Source organism: Arthrobacter sp. SLBN-100, assembly GCF_006715305.1.
GTDB lineage: Bacteria > Actinomycetota > Actinomycetes > Actinomycetales > Micrococcaceae > Arthrobacter.
Window position 1 is genome coordinate 67,802 of the sequence record NZ_VFMY01000001.1, and the last position, 16,117, is coordinate 83,918.

Below are 16,117 nucleotides of genomic sequence, written 5' to 3' on the forward strand. Positions count from 1 at the left end.
TGCAATGAGCGACACCACCCAGACCTCCGGCCACCCAGGCGCCGGCGACGACGAATACACCCCCACAGGCACCGACCAGGTTGCCGAGCGGCTGGCGGCAATTGACGACGACGAAGCGGAGCTCCGCGCGGCGTCCCTCCGGGCGGGACTTGAGGACTACGACCTTGACGAGGACGACGCCGCGCTCCTCAGCGGCGAGTACGGCGACGAGGACTACGACGGTCCGGTCAAGCTTGACCCCGTCCTGGCCATCATCGGCCGCCCCAACGTGGGCAAGTCCACCCTGGTGAACCGCATCCTCGGCCGGCGCGAAGCAGTGGTGGAAGACACCCCCGGCGTCACCCGCGACCGTGTCATGTACTCCGCCCACTGGAACGGCCGCAACTTCACCCTGGTGGACACCGGCGGCTGGGAACACGACGCCCGCGGCATCCACGCCCGGGTGGCAGAGCAGGCCGAAATGGCCGTGGAGCTTGCGGACGCAGTTCTCTTCGTCGTCGATTCCGCCGTGGGCGCCACCGCCACCGACGAAGGCGTGATGAAGATGCTGCGCCGCAGCAAGAAGCCGGTCATCATGGTGGCCAACAAGGTGGATGACTTCGCCCAGGAAGCTGACTCCGCTGCCCTGTGGGGCCTCGGCTTCGGCGAGCCCTACCCCGTGTCCGCCCTGCACGGCCGGGGCGTGGCCGACCTGCTGGACCACGTGCTGGACGTCCTTCCCGAGTTCTCCACCATTGAAGGCCTGGAACGCTCCGGCGGCCCCCGCCGCATCGCCCTGATCGGCCGCCCCAACGTGGGCAAGTCATCGCTGCTGAACAAGCTCGCCGGCACCGAGCGGGTGGTGGTGGACAACACTGCCGGAACTACCCGTGACCCCGTGGACGAATTCATTGAGCTCGGCGGCCGGACCTGGCGGTTCGTGGACACGGCAGGCATCCGGCGCCGCCAGCACATGGCGCAGGGCGCGGACTTCTATGCCTCCCTGCGGACGCAGGCCGCGCTCGAAAAGGCGGAGGTCGCCGTCGTGCTCCTCGCCGTGGATGAGGTCCTCAGCGAGCAGGACGTCCGGATCCTGCAGCTCGCCATTGAATCGGGCCGCGCCCTGGTGCTGGCGTTCAACAAGTGGGACCTGCTCGACGACGAACGCCGGCGCTACCTTGAGCGTGAAATCGAGCAGGACCTGGCGCACGTGAGCTGGGCTCCCCGGGTCAATATCTCGGCAAAGACGGGGTGGCACAAGGACCGCCTGGTTCCTGCCCTGGACGTGGCGCTGGAAAGCTGGGACAAGCGTATTGCCACCGGCCGCCTGAATGCCTTCCTGGGCGAACTCGTGGCAGCCCACCCGCACCCCGTGCGTGGCGGCAAGCAGCCGCGCATCCTTTTCGGCACCCAGGCCTCAAGCCGGCCGCCGAAGTTCGTGCTGTTCACCACCGGCTTCCTGGACCCAGGGTACCGGCGCTTCATCACCCGCCGCCTGCGGGAAACCTTTGGCTTCGAGGGCTCGCCCATCGAGGTCAGCATGCGGGTGCGGGAAAAGCGGGGCAAGAAGCGTTAATTGCGACACACCAGGGTTCCGAAGCCCGGAAAGTGTCACAGGCACCCTCCGGAATCGTGTAAGCTCTTCTAGGTGGTTCAGCCGGACTGCTGGTGGAAATCCCGGGGTTGGCCCGCGGATGAAGCGCAGCGGAGAACGGCGGAACTGACGGGCTGTAGCGCAGCTTGGTAGCGCACTTGACTGGGGGTCAAGGGGTCGCAGGTTCAAATCCTGTCAGCCCGACCAAAGAAGTGGAGGCACCGGAGAGATCCGGTGCCTCCACTTTTTTTTTGCCCTCTGGGGCCAGCCCGAAAACGCCCCATCACCTCCCGCATCAATCCGGGGAACGCGCCATCACCTCCAGCAGTGAATCGGGAAACGCGCCATCACTTGAGGAATTTCGACGTCCTGCGGTCGGCCAGGATCTTGCCCTTCGTCTGGCAGGTGGGGCAGTACTGCAGCGCGGTATCGGCGAAGGAAACCTCGCGGACGGTGTCCCCGCACACGGGACATGGCAGACCCGTCCGGGCATGGACCCGCATGTGGCTCCGCTTGACGTCCTTCAGGTCCTTCGGCGGCTTGCCGCGTGCCTCCGCCAAAGCCGTGCCCAGGACGCTGTGGATGGCGTCGTACAGGACCTGGGTTGTCCCGCGGTCCAGCGATTTGGCCGTGGCAAAGGGCGAGATCCGCGCTGCATGGAGGATCTCGTCACTGTAGGCGTTCCCAATGCCGGCTATCACGCTCTGGCTCCTCAGGAGCCCTTTGATCTGCTGTGAACTGCCGGCGAGGATCTCCGCCAGCATGCCGGCGTCGAACGCCTCGGTGAACGGGTCCGGGCCCAGGGTGGCGATGCCCGGAACGTCCTGGGGATCCCGTACCACGTAGACGGCCAGGCTCTTTTTGGTTCCAGCCTCGGTAAGGTCGAAGCCGCGCGGTCCATCCGAGCCCTCGAAAGTGAAACGGGCCGCGATGTGGCCCTTGCCCATCCTCAGTTGAGCATCAGTGGGGGAGTCCGTGAAGCGCACCCATCCGGCCCGGGCCAGATGGAACACCAGGGAAATCCCGCCGGTGTCGATGCTGACAAACTTGCCGAAGCGACGCACGCCGGTCACCGTCCTGCCCTCGAGGGCGTTGTACGGCGGATCCGCCGTCTTGAGCACGGCGAAGGAAACGATCTGCACCTTGGTCACCGACGTTCCCTGGAGATGCTTGTCAAGAAATTCAGCCAGCCCGGCCACCTCGGGGAGTTCGGGCATCGCTAGCCCGCCGCTTCCCGGGGCAGGGGGACAATGCGCGCGGTCATGCGTCCCATCTTGTCAGAATCCCCCGCGAAGGCCCCGGCAGTTGTGCCTATACTTTCAGCGGCGGCCTGTTTGGGCCCCGTTGACATTGGTGTTCGACCCGATGAAAGGCCCCTGATGAGCAACATTCCCGAAGACCTGTCCTACACCGCCGAACATGAGTGGGTATCCGCTGCCAATGGCGACGGCGTGGTGCGCGTGGGCATCACCGATTTCGCCCAGGACGCGCTCGGGGATGTTGTTTATGCCCAGATGCCCGAAGCCGGCACAAAGATTACGGCGAACGAAGTGGTGGGCGAGGTTGAGTCCACCAAGAGCGTCAGCGATATCTACGCCCCGGTCAGCGGTGAAGTAGTGGCCCGCAACGACTCCCTGGACACCGATTCGGCCCTGATCAACACCGATCCCTACGGCGACGGCTGGCTCATCGAGGTCAAACTGGCCGAACCTGACGCCGTCGAGTCATTGCTCAGTGCATCCGAGTACGAACAACAGGTAGGCTGAAAGCTAACCGGTGCATCCGGTTCGGCCCGGAGTGCAGGCGGAACGTCTTCGCACGTCAAAGGCCGGATCGGGAGCCGGGTCCGGACCTGCCGGGCAGGCCGGAGGGCAAAAGTTGAATGTCGGCGTGAGAGCCGCATCGGGAAAGAGGAGGAGTCCATGGCTGGCCACAGAAACAACCCTGCCGATGGGGAATACGGCACTGGTGCGGCCAAGGCGTCGGAGACCACCTCGATCCATCTCACCCCGGTGACCGATGAACCTACCATCGCGCCCAAGTTGTCATCCGACGAGCGCAACTCGGTGGAGGCACTGCCGGCCGGTTCTGCGCTCCTCGTTGCGCACAGCGGCCCGAACGCCGGTGCCCGCTTCCTGCTCGACTCGGACGTCACCACAGCCGGGCGCCACCCCGATGCCGACATCTTCCTCGATGACGTCACCGTCTCCCGCCGGCACGTGGAATTCCGGCGCACTGCCCGGAGCTTCGAAGTGGTGGACAAGAACAGCCTGAACGGCACCTACGTCAACCACGACCGCGTGGACAGCGTGGAGCTCAAGTCCGGCAGCGAAGTCCAGATCGGCAAGTTCCGCCTCACCTTCTACCTCAGCCCTGCCACCGCTGCAGGCCGCGGCTGATCCGGGGACCGCTGCCTGTGGCAATGGCACAACCGGAACGCCGGGGACCGCAGGTCCTGAACATCGGCGAAGTCCTCGCCCAGCTCAGCGGCGACTTCCCGGGCATGACAGCGTCAAAAATCCGGTTCCTTGAGGAAAAAGGGCTGATTAATCCCCGGCGTACCCCTGCGGGTTACCGCCAGTATTCCGACGGCGACGTGGAGCGCCTGCGCTTCGTCCTGGCTTTGCAGCGGGACCAGTACCTGCCCCTGAAAGTCATCAAAGACTACCTTGACGCCATTGACAGGGGGGAGCGTCCGGAAAACCTGCCGCCCGGCGTCGTGGTTTCGCCGCGGATCGTGTCGGATGAACTGGCGGCAGAACTGCAGAGCCGGGGGCGCAAGCTCAGTGAGGAACAGCTGCGGACGGAGTCCGGTGCCAGCGTCCCGCTGCTCCAGGCCCTGCTGAGTTTCGGCCTCATCAGCCACTCCAACGGACAGTTTGACGAGCCCGCCCTCCAGGTGGCCCGGGCCTGCGTGCAGCTGGAAAGCCACGGGCTTGAACCGCGGCACCTGCGTCCCTTCCAGGCAGCTGCCGAACGGGAGTTCGGGCTGGTGGAACGTGCAGTGGCGCCGCTTGCCTCGCGCAAGGACGCCGCCTCGCAAGCGCGCGCGGCGGAGGCTGCCCGTGAAATCAGCGACCTCTGCCTTACCCTGCACCGGGCTCTGGTGCAGGACCACATCTCACGCATGGACATCTGATGATTGAAGTTGAGATCGTAGGCGTTCGGATCGAACTGCCTTCCAACCAGCCACTGGTCCTCCTGCGGGAGATGCACGGCGAACGCCACGTGCCCATCTGGATCGGAACCCCGGAAGCAAGCGCCATCGCACTCGCCCAGCAAGGGGTTGTTCCGCCCAGGCCCATGACCCACGACCTCCTCGTGGACGTAGTCGAGTCGCTGGGCCATTCAGTGGTCAGCGTGAATATCGTGGCGGTGGAGGACAACATCTTCTACGGCCAGCTCCAGTTTGAGAACGGCACCACCGTGAGCTCCCGTGCCTCCGATGCACTCGCCATCGCCCTGCGTGCCAAGTGCCGCATCTGGTGTGCGGACTCGGTCATGGACGAAGCCGGCGTGCGGATCACCGAGCACGATGAGGGGGAGGACACGGAGCCCGGCCCCACCGTGGACGAAGAGCGCGAACTGCGCCGCTTCCGCGAGTTCCTGGACGACGTGGAGCCCGAGGATTTCGACGGCTGAGGTCACGTTAAGGTTAAAGTTGAGGATGAAAGTTCCGACACGCCTCTTTGAACCGGCCAACGTCTTTGACCTTGGGTCCCTGCGGGCCTAACGTCGAAGTATCAAGTTCCCATTGCTTACGGCAGCCGCGCAGGTCACACTGGGAAGTGCGCCCCGCGGAAATTACAGGCATGGTCTTCGTACCTGTTCCTGCCGCTGCAGTAGTTCACGGGGGGCTTATGACAAGGAGGATCCAGGTGAGTCCCAAAGGCGAAGCAGGCGGGCTGAAGCAGCCCACGGCTGGTGTTGCTATGCCCGCGAGCGGTGCCCAGGGCCTCCTGTTCACTGAAGACCTTCCAGTCCTGGACGAGGACGCCGGATACCGGGGTCCCACCGCCTGCAAGGCCGCAGGCATCACCTACCGGCAGTTGGACTACTGGGCACGTACGGGGCTGGTTGAGCCCGCCGTCCGCGGTGCCGCCGGCTCGGGGTCCCAGCGCCTGTACGGCTTCCGCGACATCCTGGTGCTGAAGGTGGTTAAGCGCCTCCTGGACACCGGCGTGTCGCTGCAGCAGATCCGCACGGCCGTTGAGCACCTGCGTGAGCGCGGCGTGGAAGACCTCGCCCAAATCACCCTGATGAGCGACGGCGCCAGCGTGTATGAGTGCACCTCGGCGGACGAAGTGATTGACCTGGTGCAGGGCGGCCAGGGTGTGTTCGGCATCGCCGTGGGACGCGTGTGGCGCGAAGTGGAAGGCAGCCTGGCATCGCTGCCCAGTGAGCACGCTGCAGAGCAGTCCTTTCCCGACGACGAACTGAGCAAGCGGCGGGCAACCCGCAAGATCAGCTGACGGTTTAACGGAAGAAGCCGCTCTCCCACGGAGAGCGGCTTCTTCCGTTAAACCTGACTCTCTACCTGGCCCGGCTGCGCAGGCCGCTTCCCACCGCCATAAGATTTGCCAGCAGTTCGTCAAAGAGGGCGGCTGCAGACTTTGCGGACTCGCCCGGCCAGTGGTGCACGGGGTGCGCTGCGCCTTGGATCTGCTGCCAGTTTGCCTGCTCGGGAATTCTCGGGCTCAGCAGGAGCTCACCGAACATCGATTCCATCTCGGCCAGCCGGTAGCTGTGTTCCGAGGAACCGGACCGGACCCGGTTAGCGATGATGCCCGCCGGTGAAAGGTTGGGCGCGAACTCTTGGCGGAAAAGCTGGATGGCCCGCATGGTCCGCTCTGTACCGGCCACGGAGAACAAGCCCGGTTCGGCAACCAGGGCCACCTTGTCGCTGGCTGACCACGCCATGCGGGTCAGGCCGTTGAGGGACGGCGGGCAGTCGATCAGGACCAGTTGGTAGTCGGGTGCACCAGCCAGCACCGTGGACAGCCGGCGGAGGTCGCGGCGGCTGAGGTCCGGGCGGTCATAAATTCCGGTATAGGCAGAGCCCACGGCGACATCCAGGACCGCCGGACCGGAGCCGTTGGAGTGGGCGAGCGCCGTCCAGCTGCTGCCCGCAACGTTGTCTGCCAGCTTGGCGCGGCGGGCGTTCTTGAGCATCCTGCCAATGTCGAGCTGGTCGCCGGGCTGAACGCCCAGTGCGGTGGTCGCATCCGCGTGCGGATCAAGGTCCACCACCAGCGTGCGGACGCCTGCGGCAAGCGCGGCAGATGCCAATCCTGTGGTGACGGAAGTCTTGCCGACTCCACCCTTGAGGCTGCTGATGCTGACTACTTGCACTTGAGAGACCAAAACCTAACGCCGGATGCCGGTTGGGGGTAATGTTTGCTGCGGCAGCGCCGAAGCCGGACGGTCCTGCCGCCCTACTCATCATATGTGGACGCGTCGGCGAATCCTGCTTTATCGGGCGTCGGCATGGCACCCACTGTGCTGCTGGGGGCGGTTTCCGCCCGGCCCGGCTGAAGGGTTCGGGACATGACGGGGAAATCTGTGACGGTGGCCACAAAGATTTGTGTTTGTCCTTGCAGGTCCTAGACACTGTGACCACTCACCGATCCACCCGCAATGATGCAGGAGAAGTATGTTTTCCAAAGTTCTGGTGGCCAACCGCGGCGAAATCGCGATCAGGGCCTTCCGCGCCGGCTACGAGCTGGGCGCCAAGACCGTTGCTGTTTTCCCCCAAGAGGACAGGAACTCGATCCACCGCCAGAAGGCGGACGAGGCCTACCTGATTGGCGAAGAGGGCCACCCCGTCCGTGCGTACCTGGACGTTGCCGAAATAGTGCGGGTGGCAAAGGAGTCCGGCGCGGACGCCATCTACCCCGGCTACGGGTTCCTCTCTGAAAACCCGGACCTGGCCCGCGCGGCCAAGGACGCGGGCATCACCTTTGTTGGTCCGCCGGCCGAGGTACTGGAACTGGCAGGCAACAAAGTGGCGGCACTGAAGGCCGCCCGTGAGGCCGGCGTACCGGTCCTCAAGTCCAGTGAGCCCTCAAAGGACCTGGACGAGCTCCTTGCGGCGGCCGATGAAATCGGCTTCCCCATCTTCGCCAAGGCTGTGGCCGGTGGCGGCGGGCGCGGCATGCGCCGGGTGGACACACGTGAAGCCCTGCCTGAGGCATTGCAATCCGCCATGCGCGAAGCCGATGCGGCGTTCGGCGATCCCACCATGTTCCTCGAGCAGGCAGTCCTGCGGCCGCGGCACATCGAAGTGCAGATCCTGGCCGACGCTGAGGGCAACGTGATGCACCTCTTTGAACGGGATTGCTCCATCCAGCGGCGCCACCAGAAAGTGATTGAGATCGCCCCGGCTCCCAACCTGGACGAGGGCATCAGGCAGGCCCTGTACCGGGACGCCGTCAAGTTCGCCAAGGCCCTGAACTATGTCAACGCCGGCACCGTTGAGTTCCTCGTGGACACCGTGGGTGAGCGGGCGGGCCAGCACGTCTTCATCGAGATGAACCCCCGTATCCAGGTGGAGCACACGGTGACGGAAGAGGTCACCGACGTGGACCTCGTCCAGGCGCAGATGCGCATCGCCGCGGGCGAGACCCTGGCTGACCTTGGCCTCTCCCAGGACACGGTCAAGCTGCGCGGCGCCGCGCTGCAGAGCCGTATCACCACGGAAGACCCGGCCAATGGCTTCCGCCCTGACGTTGGAAAGATCACCGGCTACCGCTCCGCCGGCGGTGCGGGTGTACGGCTCGACGGCGGCACTGTCTACTCGGGTGCCGAAATCAGCCCGCACTTCGACTCCATGCTGGTTAAGCTCACCTGCCGCGGCAGGGATTACCCGGCCGCCGTGGCACGTGCACGCCGTGCCCTCGCGGAATTCCGGATCCGCGGCGTCTCCACCAACATCTCCTTCCTGCAGGCTGTGCTTGACGATCCCGACTTCATCGCCGGCGACGTGGCCACGTCCTTCATCGACGAGCGCCCGGAATTGCTCAAGGCCCGGGTCTCTGCCGACCGCGGCACCAAGCTCCTCACCTGGCTGGCGGACGTCACCGTCAACAAGCCCAACGGCGAGCTGACCGTCCACTCGAACCCTGCCAGCAAGCTCCCGTCCGTCAAGGACCAGCCGGCGGCACCGGGCTCGCGGCAGAAGCTCCTGGAGCTCGGGCCGGCTGGCTTCGCCACAGCGCTTCGTGAGCAGAACGCGGTGGCCGTCACGGACACCACCTTCCGCGACGCACACCAGTCGCTGCTTGCCACCCGCGTCCGGACCCGGGACCTCGTCGCGGCCGGCCCCGCAGTCACCGCACTCTTGCCGGAGCTGCTGTCCGTTGAAGCCTGGGGCGGTGCCACGTATGACGTCGCCCTGCGGTTCCTGGGCGAAGATCCCTGGGACCGTCTGGCTGCCCTGCGCCAGGCGCTCCCGAACGTCTGCCTGCAGATGCTCCTGCGCGGCCGGAACACCGTGGGGTACACGCCCTACCCCGAAGAGGTCACCGAAGCCTTCGTTAACGAGGCCGCGGCAACCGGCATCGATATCTTCCGGATCTTCGACGCCTTGAACGATGTCAGCCAGATGGCACCGGCCATCCGTGCCGTGCGGGCCACCGGCACCGCCGTGGCGGAAGTGGCGCTCTGCTACACGGGCGACATGCTGGACCCCAACGAGAAGCTCTACACGCTGGACTACTACCTGGAGCTCGCCCAAAAGATCGTTGACGCCGGAGCCCACATCCTGGCGATCAAGGACATGGCCGGCCTGCTGCGCCCGGCGGCAGCTGCGAAACTGGTGTCGGCGCTCCGGGAACGCTTCGACCTTCCGGTGCACCTGCACACCCACGACACCGCAGGAGGCCAGCTGGCCACCCTGCTGGCTGCCGCGGATGCCGGCGTGGACGCCGTCGACGTCGCCTCGGCATCGTTGGCCGGAACCACCAGCCAGCCGTCAGCGTCGGCCCTGGTGGCAGCGCTGGCACACACCCCGCGGGACACCGGCCTCAGCCTGGAAGCCGTCAGCTCGCTGGAACCGTACTGGGAAGCTGTGCGCCGCGTCTACGCACCGTTCGAGTCCGGGCTGCCGGGTCCCACAGGCCGGGTGTACCAGCACGAGATCCCGGGCGGGCAGCTCTCGAACCTGCGCCAGCAGGCCATGGCACTGGGGCTGGGGGAGCGCTTTGAAGCGATCGAGGACATGTACACCGCAGCGGACCGTATCCTGGGCCACCTGGTCAAGGTCACGCCGTCCTCGAAGGTGGTGGGCGACCTCGCCCTGCACCTGGTGGGCCTGAACGCAGACCCGGCGGACTTCAACGAGAACCCGCAGAACTACGACATCCCCGATTCGGTCATCGGATTCCTGTCCGGCGAACTCGGTGACCCTCCCGGCGGCTGGCCCGAGCCCTTCCGCACCAAAGCCCTCCAGGGCCGCAGCGTGAAGGTCCGGGACGTGGAGCTCAGCGCCGAAGACAGCGCTGCCCTGAAGTCCGATTCGAAGACCCGCCAGCACACCCTGAACCGGCTGCTTTTCGATGGCCCCACCAAGGACTACCTGAAGAGCGTGGAGACCTACGGCAACATCTCGGTGCTGGATACCCGCGACTACCTGTACGGCCTCCAGCGCGGCAAGGAGCACGAGATCCAGCTGGAGAAGGGCGTCCGGCTGATCGCGTCCCTCGAAGCCGTGTCCGAACCCGACGAAAAGGGCATGCGCACGGTCATGTGCACCCTGAACGGCCAGTCCCGTCCAGTGGTGGTCCGCGACCGTTCCGTGGTCAGCAACGTCAAGGCGGCCGAGAAGGCAGACCCCGGCCAGCCGGGCCACGTGGCAGCCCCGTTCGCCGGTGCCGTGACGGTCACGGTCAAGCCCGGTGACGAGGTCAAGGCGGGCGACACCGTGGCAACCATTGAGGCAATGAAGATGGAGGCATCCATCACGACGCCCGTAGCCGGCAAGGTTTCCCGGCTCGCCATCTCCGCGGTGGAGCCGGTGCAGGGTGGAGACCTGCTGCTGGTGGTGGAGCAGTAGAGCCACTGGGCTAGTCATACAACGAGAGGGTCCCCCGTCAGGAGGACCCTCTCGTTGCGTTTGCCGCCTCAGCCACCGACTGGCCCCACAGCGTGTACAGGCGGTCCCGGTCCGGCAGCGTGCGTAAAAGGGGCCCCGCGCCCCTGCTCGCCGCGAAGCGGCCTTAGCGGGGCGCGGGGAATAGCACGCAGAGGATCGGGGACCGCCTCGTCAGCGGACGGCCTACGGGCGCGGCGCTGCGTACATGTCCTCGATCACCGTTTCAAAGTCCTTCATCACCTGGGCGCGCTTGACCTTCATGGACGGTGTCAGGTGCCCGGAAGCTTCGGTGAAGTCTGCAGGGACAATGCGGAAGGACTTGATGGCCTCGGCCTGGGAAACAGATGCATTTGCTGCGGTGACCAGGTCCTGCACTGCTGCCTTCACTACCGGGTTCGAGGCGGCGGCTTCCAGGGTGGTGTCCGCCGGAAGCCCGTGGCGCTGCAGCCAGCCGGGCAGGGCCTCCTGGTCGAGGGTGACGAGGGCCCCGATGAAGGGTCTGTTGTCACCCACCACCAGCACCTGGGAGACCAGGGCGTCGGCCCGGATCTGGTCCTCCAGCAGCGCGGGGACCACGTTCTTGCCGCTCGCGGTGACAATGATCTCCTTCTTCCGGCCGGTGATCCAGACGAAACCGTCCTCGTCGAGGCGGCCGACGTCGCCGGTACGGAACCAGCCGTCGTCGAACGTTTCGCCGGTGAGGTCCTCGCGCCGGTAGTAGCCGCGCATTACGCAGACGCCCTTGGCCAGGATCTCGCCGTCCTCGGCGATCCTGACGGCGTTCCCCGGCAGCGGTTTACCCACGGAGCCGATCTTGATCAGCGACGGTGTGTTGACGGAGATGGGGGCTGTGGTTTCGGTCAGGCCGTAACCTTCAAGCACCTGCAGGCCGATGCCCTGGAAGAAATGGCCCAGGCGTTCGCCCAGCGGCCCGCCTCCGGATACCGCGTGGGCAACGCGGCCACCCATCGCAGCCCGCAGTTTGCCGTACACCAGTTTGTCGAAGAGGGCGTGGCGAAGCTTCAATCCCAGGCCCACCCGCCCGTTCTGGCGTGCCTTGGAGAAGGCGATGGCGGTATCGGCAGCCCGGTGGAAGATCGCTCCCTTGCCACCGTCTTCGGCCTTGGTCAGCGCCGAGTTGTAGACCTTTTCGAATACCCGGGGCACGGCGAGGATGAAGGTGGGCTCGTAGCTCTGCAGGTCGGATAGGAGGTTCTTGATGTCCGGTGTATGGGCCACGGTGGTTCCGGCGGCCATGGCCAGGACGGAGATGAAACGGGCGAAAACGTGGGCCAACGGCAGGAACATGATCGTTTTGGCGTTCTCGTGGACGATCTCGCCGATGATGCCGAGGGCGTTCTCCGAGAGTTCCACGAAGTTTCCGTGGGTGAGTTCGCAGCCTTTCGGACGTCCGGTGGTGCCTGAGGTGTAAATGATCGTGGCGATGTCGTCCAGTCTGGCTGAGGCCCGCCGCGTTTCCAGGTCCGCATCGCTGATATTCCGGCCGGCTTCGCGGAGCGAATCGAGCCCCTTGCCTTCGAGCTGCCATACATGCTGGAGCGCCGTGAGGCCCTCGGCGTTCACCGCCTGGCGGATCACGTCCTCGTGGTGGGCGGCTTCGCCGAATGCTGCCACGGCTCCGGAGTCGCCGAGGTTCCAGGCCACCTGGGAGGGGGAGGACGTCTCATAGATGGGAACCGACACGGCTCCGGCAAACCAGATGGCGAAGTCCACCAAAGCCCACTCGTAACGGGTCCGGGACATGATCCCCACGCGGTCGCCGGCAGCAACGCCGTTGGCCATCAGACCCTTGGCGAGAGCGGTCACATCGGCGAGGAAGTCCGTGGCGGAAATGTCCTGCCAGCCTCCGGCTGCGTCCAGTCGCGAAAACAGTGAAGGGTTACTCGGCTTGGCGGCCTGCCGCAGTACCAGGTCCGTGATGTTGGTTTCCGGTGGGACAACAACAAGAGGCGGAACACTGAATTCGCGCACTATAGCTCCTTTGATATCCGAAGACCCGGGCAGGGTATGCCTAAAGACTAGTACGCCTGTACCGGGGCCGTGCAGTATCTAAAGCTACTGGTCGGTAACTTAGGCGTCAATGCCGCGGACAGGGACATGCGGGCAAGGGCGGCCCCCTCTCCGTGAGGCGCCCGCCTAGAATGGGTGACTATGTATGCACCGCCTCCCGGCGAACAGGCCGGCCCCCTGCGACGACCCGTTCCATGGCGGCGGCGGCCAACCCCCAGCCGGGCACGTATGCGGCACGGCGAAAGCTTCCGCGAGCACCTGCGCCTCGGCCGGAGGGGCCTCGCCATCGGCATCGACATCGGTGGCACCAAGGTTGCTGCGGGCGTGGTGGATGCCGAGGGCAGGATTCTCAGCGAGGCCCGCCGTTCCACGCCCGGGACGGATCCGCGGGCAGTAGAACAGGTCATTGTCGAACTCGTCGAAGAGCTGGGCCGCGGGCACCGGATCTGGTCCGTGGGGATCGGTGCCGCCGGGTGGATGGACCTCGACGGCGGCACGGTGCTTTTCAGTCCCCACCTGGCCTGGCGGAATGAGCCGCTGCGGGACAACCTGCAAAAACTGCTGCGCCGTCCCGTCCTGCTTGCCAATGATGCAGACGCCGCGGCCTGGGCGGAATGGCGCTTTGGTGCCGGGCAGGGTGAAGACCGGCTGGTCTGCATCACCCTGGGCACGGGAATCGGCGGCGCCATGGTGATGGACGGCCGGGTGGAACGCGGCAGGTTCGGCGTAGCCGGCGAGTTCGGCCACCAGATCATCATGCCCGGTGGGCACCGGTGCGAGTGCGGCAACCGGGGCTGCTGGGAGCAGTACGCCTCCGGTAACGCGCTGGGACGGGAAGCACGGATCCTCGCGCGGGCAAACTCGCCGGTGGCGCAGGAACTCCTGGCAGCCGTGGGCGGACGTTCCGAGACGATCACCGGGACCACCGTCACCGAACTTGCCCTCGCCGGTGACGCCGCCTCGCGTGAACTCCTTGACGAGGTGGGCGAGTGGCTTGGGCTGGGGCTTGCCAACCTGGCGGCGGCGCTGGATCCCGGTCTGTTCGTCATCGGCGGCGGCCTGTGTTCCGCCGGAAACCTCTTGGTGGAGCCTGCCCGGAAAGCATTTGCCCGGAACCTGACCGGCCGGGGCTTCCGGCCGGCAGCCGCCATTGAGTTGGCAGCACTGGGGCCGAACGCCGGCCTGATCGGCGCGGCGGACCTCTCCCGGGTCAGCAGCAGGCTGCGCGGCTGAAGTAATGGCGGCGGACGGCGCTAAACCCGGGCGCCGTCGTCGTTGTCGTCTTTTTCCTGGGGAAGCTTCGTGATCAGGTAGACGGTGCCCAGGACAAACACAGCCACGATTCCCACAATGGCCAGCAGCGGCGCCGAGCGCCAGAACATGGCCGAGAACAGCAGGGCTACAGGCCCGCCCACCGCGGCGAGCCATGCCAGCATCGTCAACGGATCGGTGCCGGCGAGGCTGGGTGGTTCCTCGGGGATGAACTCGCCCCCATCCTCCGGCGCATCATAATCGCGCGGCCCCGCTGCGTTGCCGTCCGCGGCAGGGGCGTTGGGGTTCCGGCCGGCGCTGGAGGCTTCCTGCCGGTCTGCGGCAGACAGTTCGGCGGGGGCAGCTCCCGCAAGGCCCAGCGGGTCGAAGTCCCGAAAGGTTGCCGCCCGTCCCGACGCGGCAGGTGCGCCGCCAGCCGCCCCGGGCTTCTGCTCTGTTGCCGGTTCGTCGTGCTCGGTGGGGGAGTTCCCTTCAAGCCGGGCCACCAGGTCAAGCCAGGCAGCGTCGTCCTGGTTGGCCCCCTGATCCGGTGAGCCGGGGTCAGGCCTGTTCATGGGAGACCTCCTGGCCGGATATTGCGGGAAAGGCGGATGCAGGACCGGCCGGGGAGACTGCGCTGCGGATGAAGTCCACCGAATCCCGGAAGATCCGTTCCGCGTCGTTGTCCATGGTGGCCACGTGGTAGCTGTTTTCCAGCCGGACAAGCTCCACGGGCGCGTGGGTGAGGCCGCGGCGGAGCGCCATGATGCTGGAATCGGACACCACGTGGTCAATGGTGGACCGATAGACCCGGACGGGCGCGGTGACCCTGGGCAGGATCCTGATGGTGTCCTTGAACATCTTGTTGAGCTCGTGCGCGGCGGCTACCGGGGTGCGGGGGTAGGCTCCTTCGTCCATGCCTTCCTTGAGGATGTCGTTGGCGATGGCGGGCGTGCTTTTCATGACCAGCTTCAGGATCCCAGCGAGCGGCGCGCGGGGGTCGTCAATCACCAGGCCCGGATTCACCAGAACCACCCCGGCCACGGGGCGGGTGGCGGCGATCCGCAAGGCGAGTGCTCCGCCCATGCTCAGGCCTGCCGAGAAGACGTAGTCGCAGTCTGCGTCCAGCTCCAGGTAGGCGTCATCAAGGGCGCCGTGCCACTGCTGCCACCGGGTCCGTGCGAGTTCCTGCCAGCTGGTGCCGTGTCCAGGCAGCAGGGGCATGCGGACAGCGAAGCCGGCGGCGGCGAAGGCCTGGGCCCAGGAACGCAGGCCATGGGGGCTTGCAGTGAACCCATGTGAGAGGACCACCCCGATCCTCGGCCCGTCGCCACTGAACGGACTGCTGAAGGGGCTGTGGTCCGGACTGGAGGTCATGGGGTCTCCATTGAGGTGGTTTGGCGGGCATGGGTGCGGAAAAAGGCACTGGATTTCGCGAAGATCTCCGGCGCATCCACGTCCAGCGTAGCTACATGGCCGCTGCTGGCAAGGTCGACTACCTCAGTAAGGTGGGCGCCAAGGCGGTTTCGCAGCATGGCCAATGAGGTGGGCGGGACCACTGCGTCCGTGCGGGACTTGAACACCTGCACCGGAGCCGTGATGCGGGTCAGGCCCCGGAGGGCTGCGCCAAACAGTTTCTTTAATTCGTGCACCGCAGACAGGGGAGTGAGCGAATAGTCCCCATCCTCAGTGACGGCTGCGGTAGCCTGCTCCTCCTGGATGGGCATGGTTGTTCGCTGGAAATACTTGAGCACGCCGATGACCCGGATCCGCCGGTCGTAGAAGCTGAGGCCGGGGTTGACCACGGAGACGCCTGCCACCGGGTGCCGGGAGGCAGTGAGCAGGGCGACGGCTCCGCCCATGGACAACCCGGCAACAAAACATGTTTCGGTGCGCTCCGCAAGGTCGAGGTAGGCGGTTTCGAAACTGCTGTACCAGTCGGTCCACCGCGTCCGGGCAAGCTGGCGCCAGTCAGTGCCGTGGCCGGGCAGCAGGGGAACGGTCACTGCGTACCCTTCGGAGGCGAGGTGCTGCGCCCACGGCAATACACTCAGCGGGCTTCCGGTAAAGCCGTGGCAGATGGCCACGCCGATCCGCGCGTTGGCTCCATGGCCGGGATAGCTGAAAGCGGCAGGACGGGACGGGATGCTGCTTTCGCTCATGACTCCATC

Annotated in this window: 14 protein-coding genes and 1 tRNA gene; 9 read left to right on the forward strand and 6 right to left on the reverse strand. The window is 65.9% G+C overall.

The window, feature by feature from the left end:
* Positions 1–4: 4 nt before the first annotated feature.
* Both der and FBY31_RS00320 read left to right on the forward strand, forming a co-directional pair.
* Positions 5–1,555: a ribosome biogenesis GTPase Der gene (gene der / locus FBY31_RS00315; RefSeq protein ID WP_142035463.1), complete on the forward strand. Its 1,551-nt coding sequence runs from the start codon at positions 5–7 to the stop codon at positions 1,553–1,555.
* Positions 1,556–1,703: 148 nt separating this feature from the next.
* Positions 1,704–1,780, forward strand: a tRNA-Pro gene (locus FBY31_RS00320).
* 140 nt (positions 1,781–1,920) lie between these two features.
* On the opposite strand, the gene FBY31_RS00325 is transcribed toward FBY31_RS00320, so the two are convergent.
* Positions 1,921–2,790: an Fpg/Nei family DNA glycosylase gene (locus FBY31_RS00325; protein ID WP_142035466.1), complete on the reverse strand. Its 870-nt coding sequence runs from the start codon at positions 2,788–2,790 to the stop codon at positions 1,921–1,923.
* 162 nt (positions 2,791–2,952) lie between these two features.
* Between FBY31_RS00325 and gcvH the strand changes: the two genes are divergently transcribed.
* The 5 genes from gcvH (at position 2,953) to FBY31_RS00350 (ending at position 6,045) form a co-directional block, all read left to right on the forward strand.
* Positions 2,953–3,339: a glycine cleavage system protein GcvH gene (gene gcvH, locus FBY31_RS00330; protein ID WP_142035469.1), complete on the forward strand. Its 387-nt coding sequence runs from the start codon at positions 2,953–2,955 to the stop codon at positions 3,337–3,339.
* Positions 3,340–3,495: 156 nt separating this feature from the next.
* Positions 3,496–3,972 carry an FHA domain-containing protein gene (locus FBY31_RS00335; protein WP_142035471.1) on the forward strand — a complete coding sequence of 159 codons (477 nt, stop codon included), beginning with the start codon at positions 3,496–3,498 and terminating at the stop codon, positions 3,970–3,972.
* Between the two features lie 23 nt (positions 3,973–3,995).
* Positions 3,996–4,712, forward strand: coding sequence for a transcriptional regulator FtsR (ftsR, locus tag FBY31_RS00340; protein WP_142035474.1), 717 nt, complete (start codon positions 3,996–3,998; stop codon positions 4,710–4,712).
* Positions 4,712–5,215 carry a bifunctional nuclease family protein gene (locus FBY31_RS00345; RefSeq protein WP_013600629.1) on the forward strand — a complete coding sequence of 168 codons (504 nt, stop codon included), beginning with the start codon at positions 4,712–4,714 and terminating at the stop codon, positions 5,213–5,215. Before ftsR ends, FBY31_RS00345 begins: the two co-directional genes overlap by 1 nt.
* Positions 5,216–5,451: 236 nt before the next feature.
* Positions 5,452–6,045 carry a MerR family transcriptional regulator gene (locus FBY31_RS00350; RefSeq protein ID WP_142035477.1) on the forward strand — a complete coding sequence of 198 codons (594 nt, stop codon included), beginning with the start codon at positions 5,452–5,454 and terminating at the stop codon, positions 6,043–6,045.
* A 61-nt stretch (positions 6,046–6,106) separates the two neighbouring features.
* Here the strand turns inward: FBY31_RS00350 and FBY31_RS00355 are convergent, their stop codons facing one another.
* A complete protein-coding gene (locus tag FBY31_RS00355) occupies positions 6,107–6,925 on the reverse strand; it encodes a ParA family protein (protein ID WP_142035480.1) in 819 nt (272 codons plus the stop codon).
* Between the two features lie 301 nt (positions 6,926–7,226).
* Between FBY31_RS00355 and FBY31_RS00360 the strand changes: the two genes are divergently transcribed.
* Entirely contained in the window at positions 7,227–10,625 is a 3,399-nt protein-coding gene (locus FBY31_RS00360; RefSeq protein WP_142035483.1) for a pyruvate carboxylase, read from the forward strand.
* A gap of 222 nt (positions 10,626–10,847) precedes the next feature.
* On the opposite strand, the gene FBY31_RS00365 is transcribed toward FBY31_RS00360, so the two are convergent.
* A complete protein-coding gene (locus tag FBY31_RS00365; RefSeq protein WP_142035486.1) occupies positions 10,848–12,656 on the reverse strand; it encodes an AMP-dependent synthetase/ligase in 1,809 nt (602 codons plus the stop codon).
* Positions 12,657–12,923: 267 nt separating this feature from the next.
* Here FBY31_RS00365 and FBY31_RS00370 point away from each other — a divergent pair, with 267 nt between their 5' ends.
* Positions 12,924–13,928, forward strand: coding sequence for an ROK family glucokinase (locus FBY31_RS00370; protein ID WP_235012854.1), 1,005 nt, complete (start codon positions 12,924–12,926; stop codon positions 13,926–13,928).
* Between the two features lie 20 nt (positions 13,929–13,948).
* Here FBY31_RS00370 and FBY31_RS00375 read toward each other — a convergent pair whose 3' ends face one another.
* The 3 genes from FBY31_RS00375 to FBY31_RS00385 are packed head-to-tail and all read right to left on the reverse strand — an operon-like array spanning position 13,949 to position 16,108.
* Positions 13,949–14,521, reverse strand: a complete 573-nt coding sequence (locus FBY31_RS00375) for a hypothetical protein (protein ID WP_142035492.1) — start codon at positions 14,519–14,521, stop codon at positions 13,949–13,951.
* Positions 14,508–15,323, reverse strand: a complete 816-nt coding sequence (locus tag FBY31_RS00380; protein ID WP_142035495.1) for an alpha/beta hydrolase — start codon at positions 15,321–15,323, stop codon at positions 14,508–14,510. Before FBY31_RS00380 ends, FBY31_RS00375 begins: the two co-directional genes overlap by 14 nt.
* Entirely contained in the window at positions 15,320–16,108 is a 789-nt protein-coding gene (locus FBY31_RS00385; RefSeq protein ID WP_142035498.1) for an alpha/beta hydrolase, read from the reverse strand. Before FBY31_RS00385 ends, FBY31_RS00380 begins: the two co-directional genes overlap by 4 nt.
* Positions 16,109–16,117: the final 9 nt, after the last annotated feature.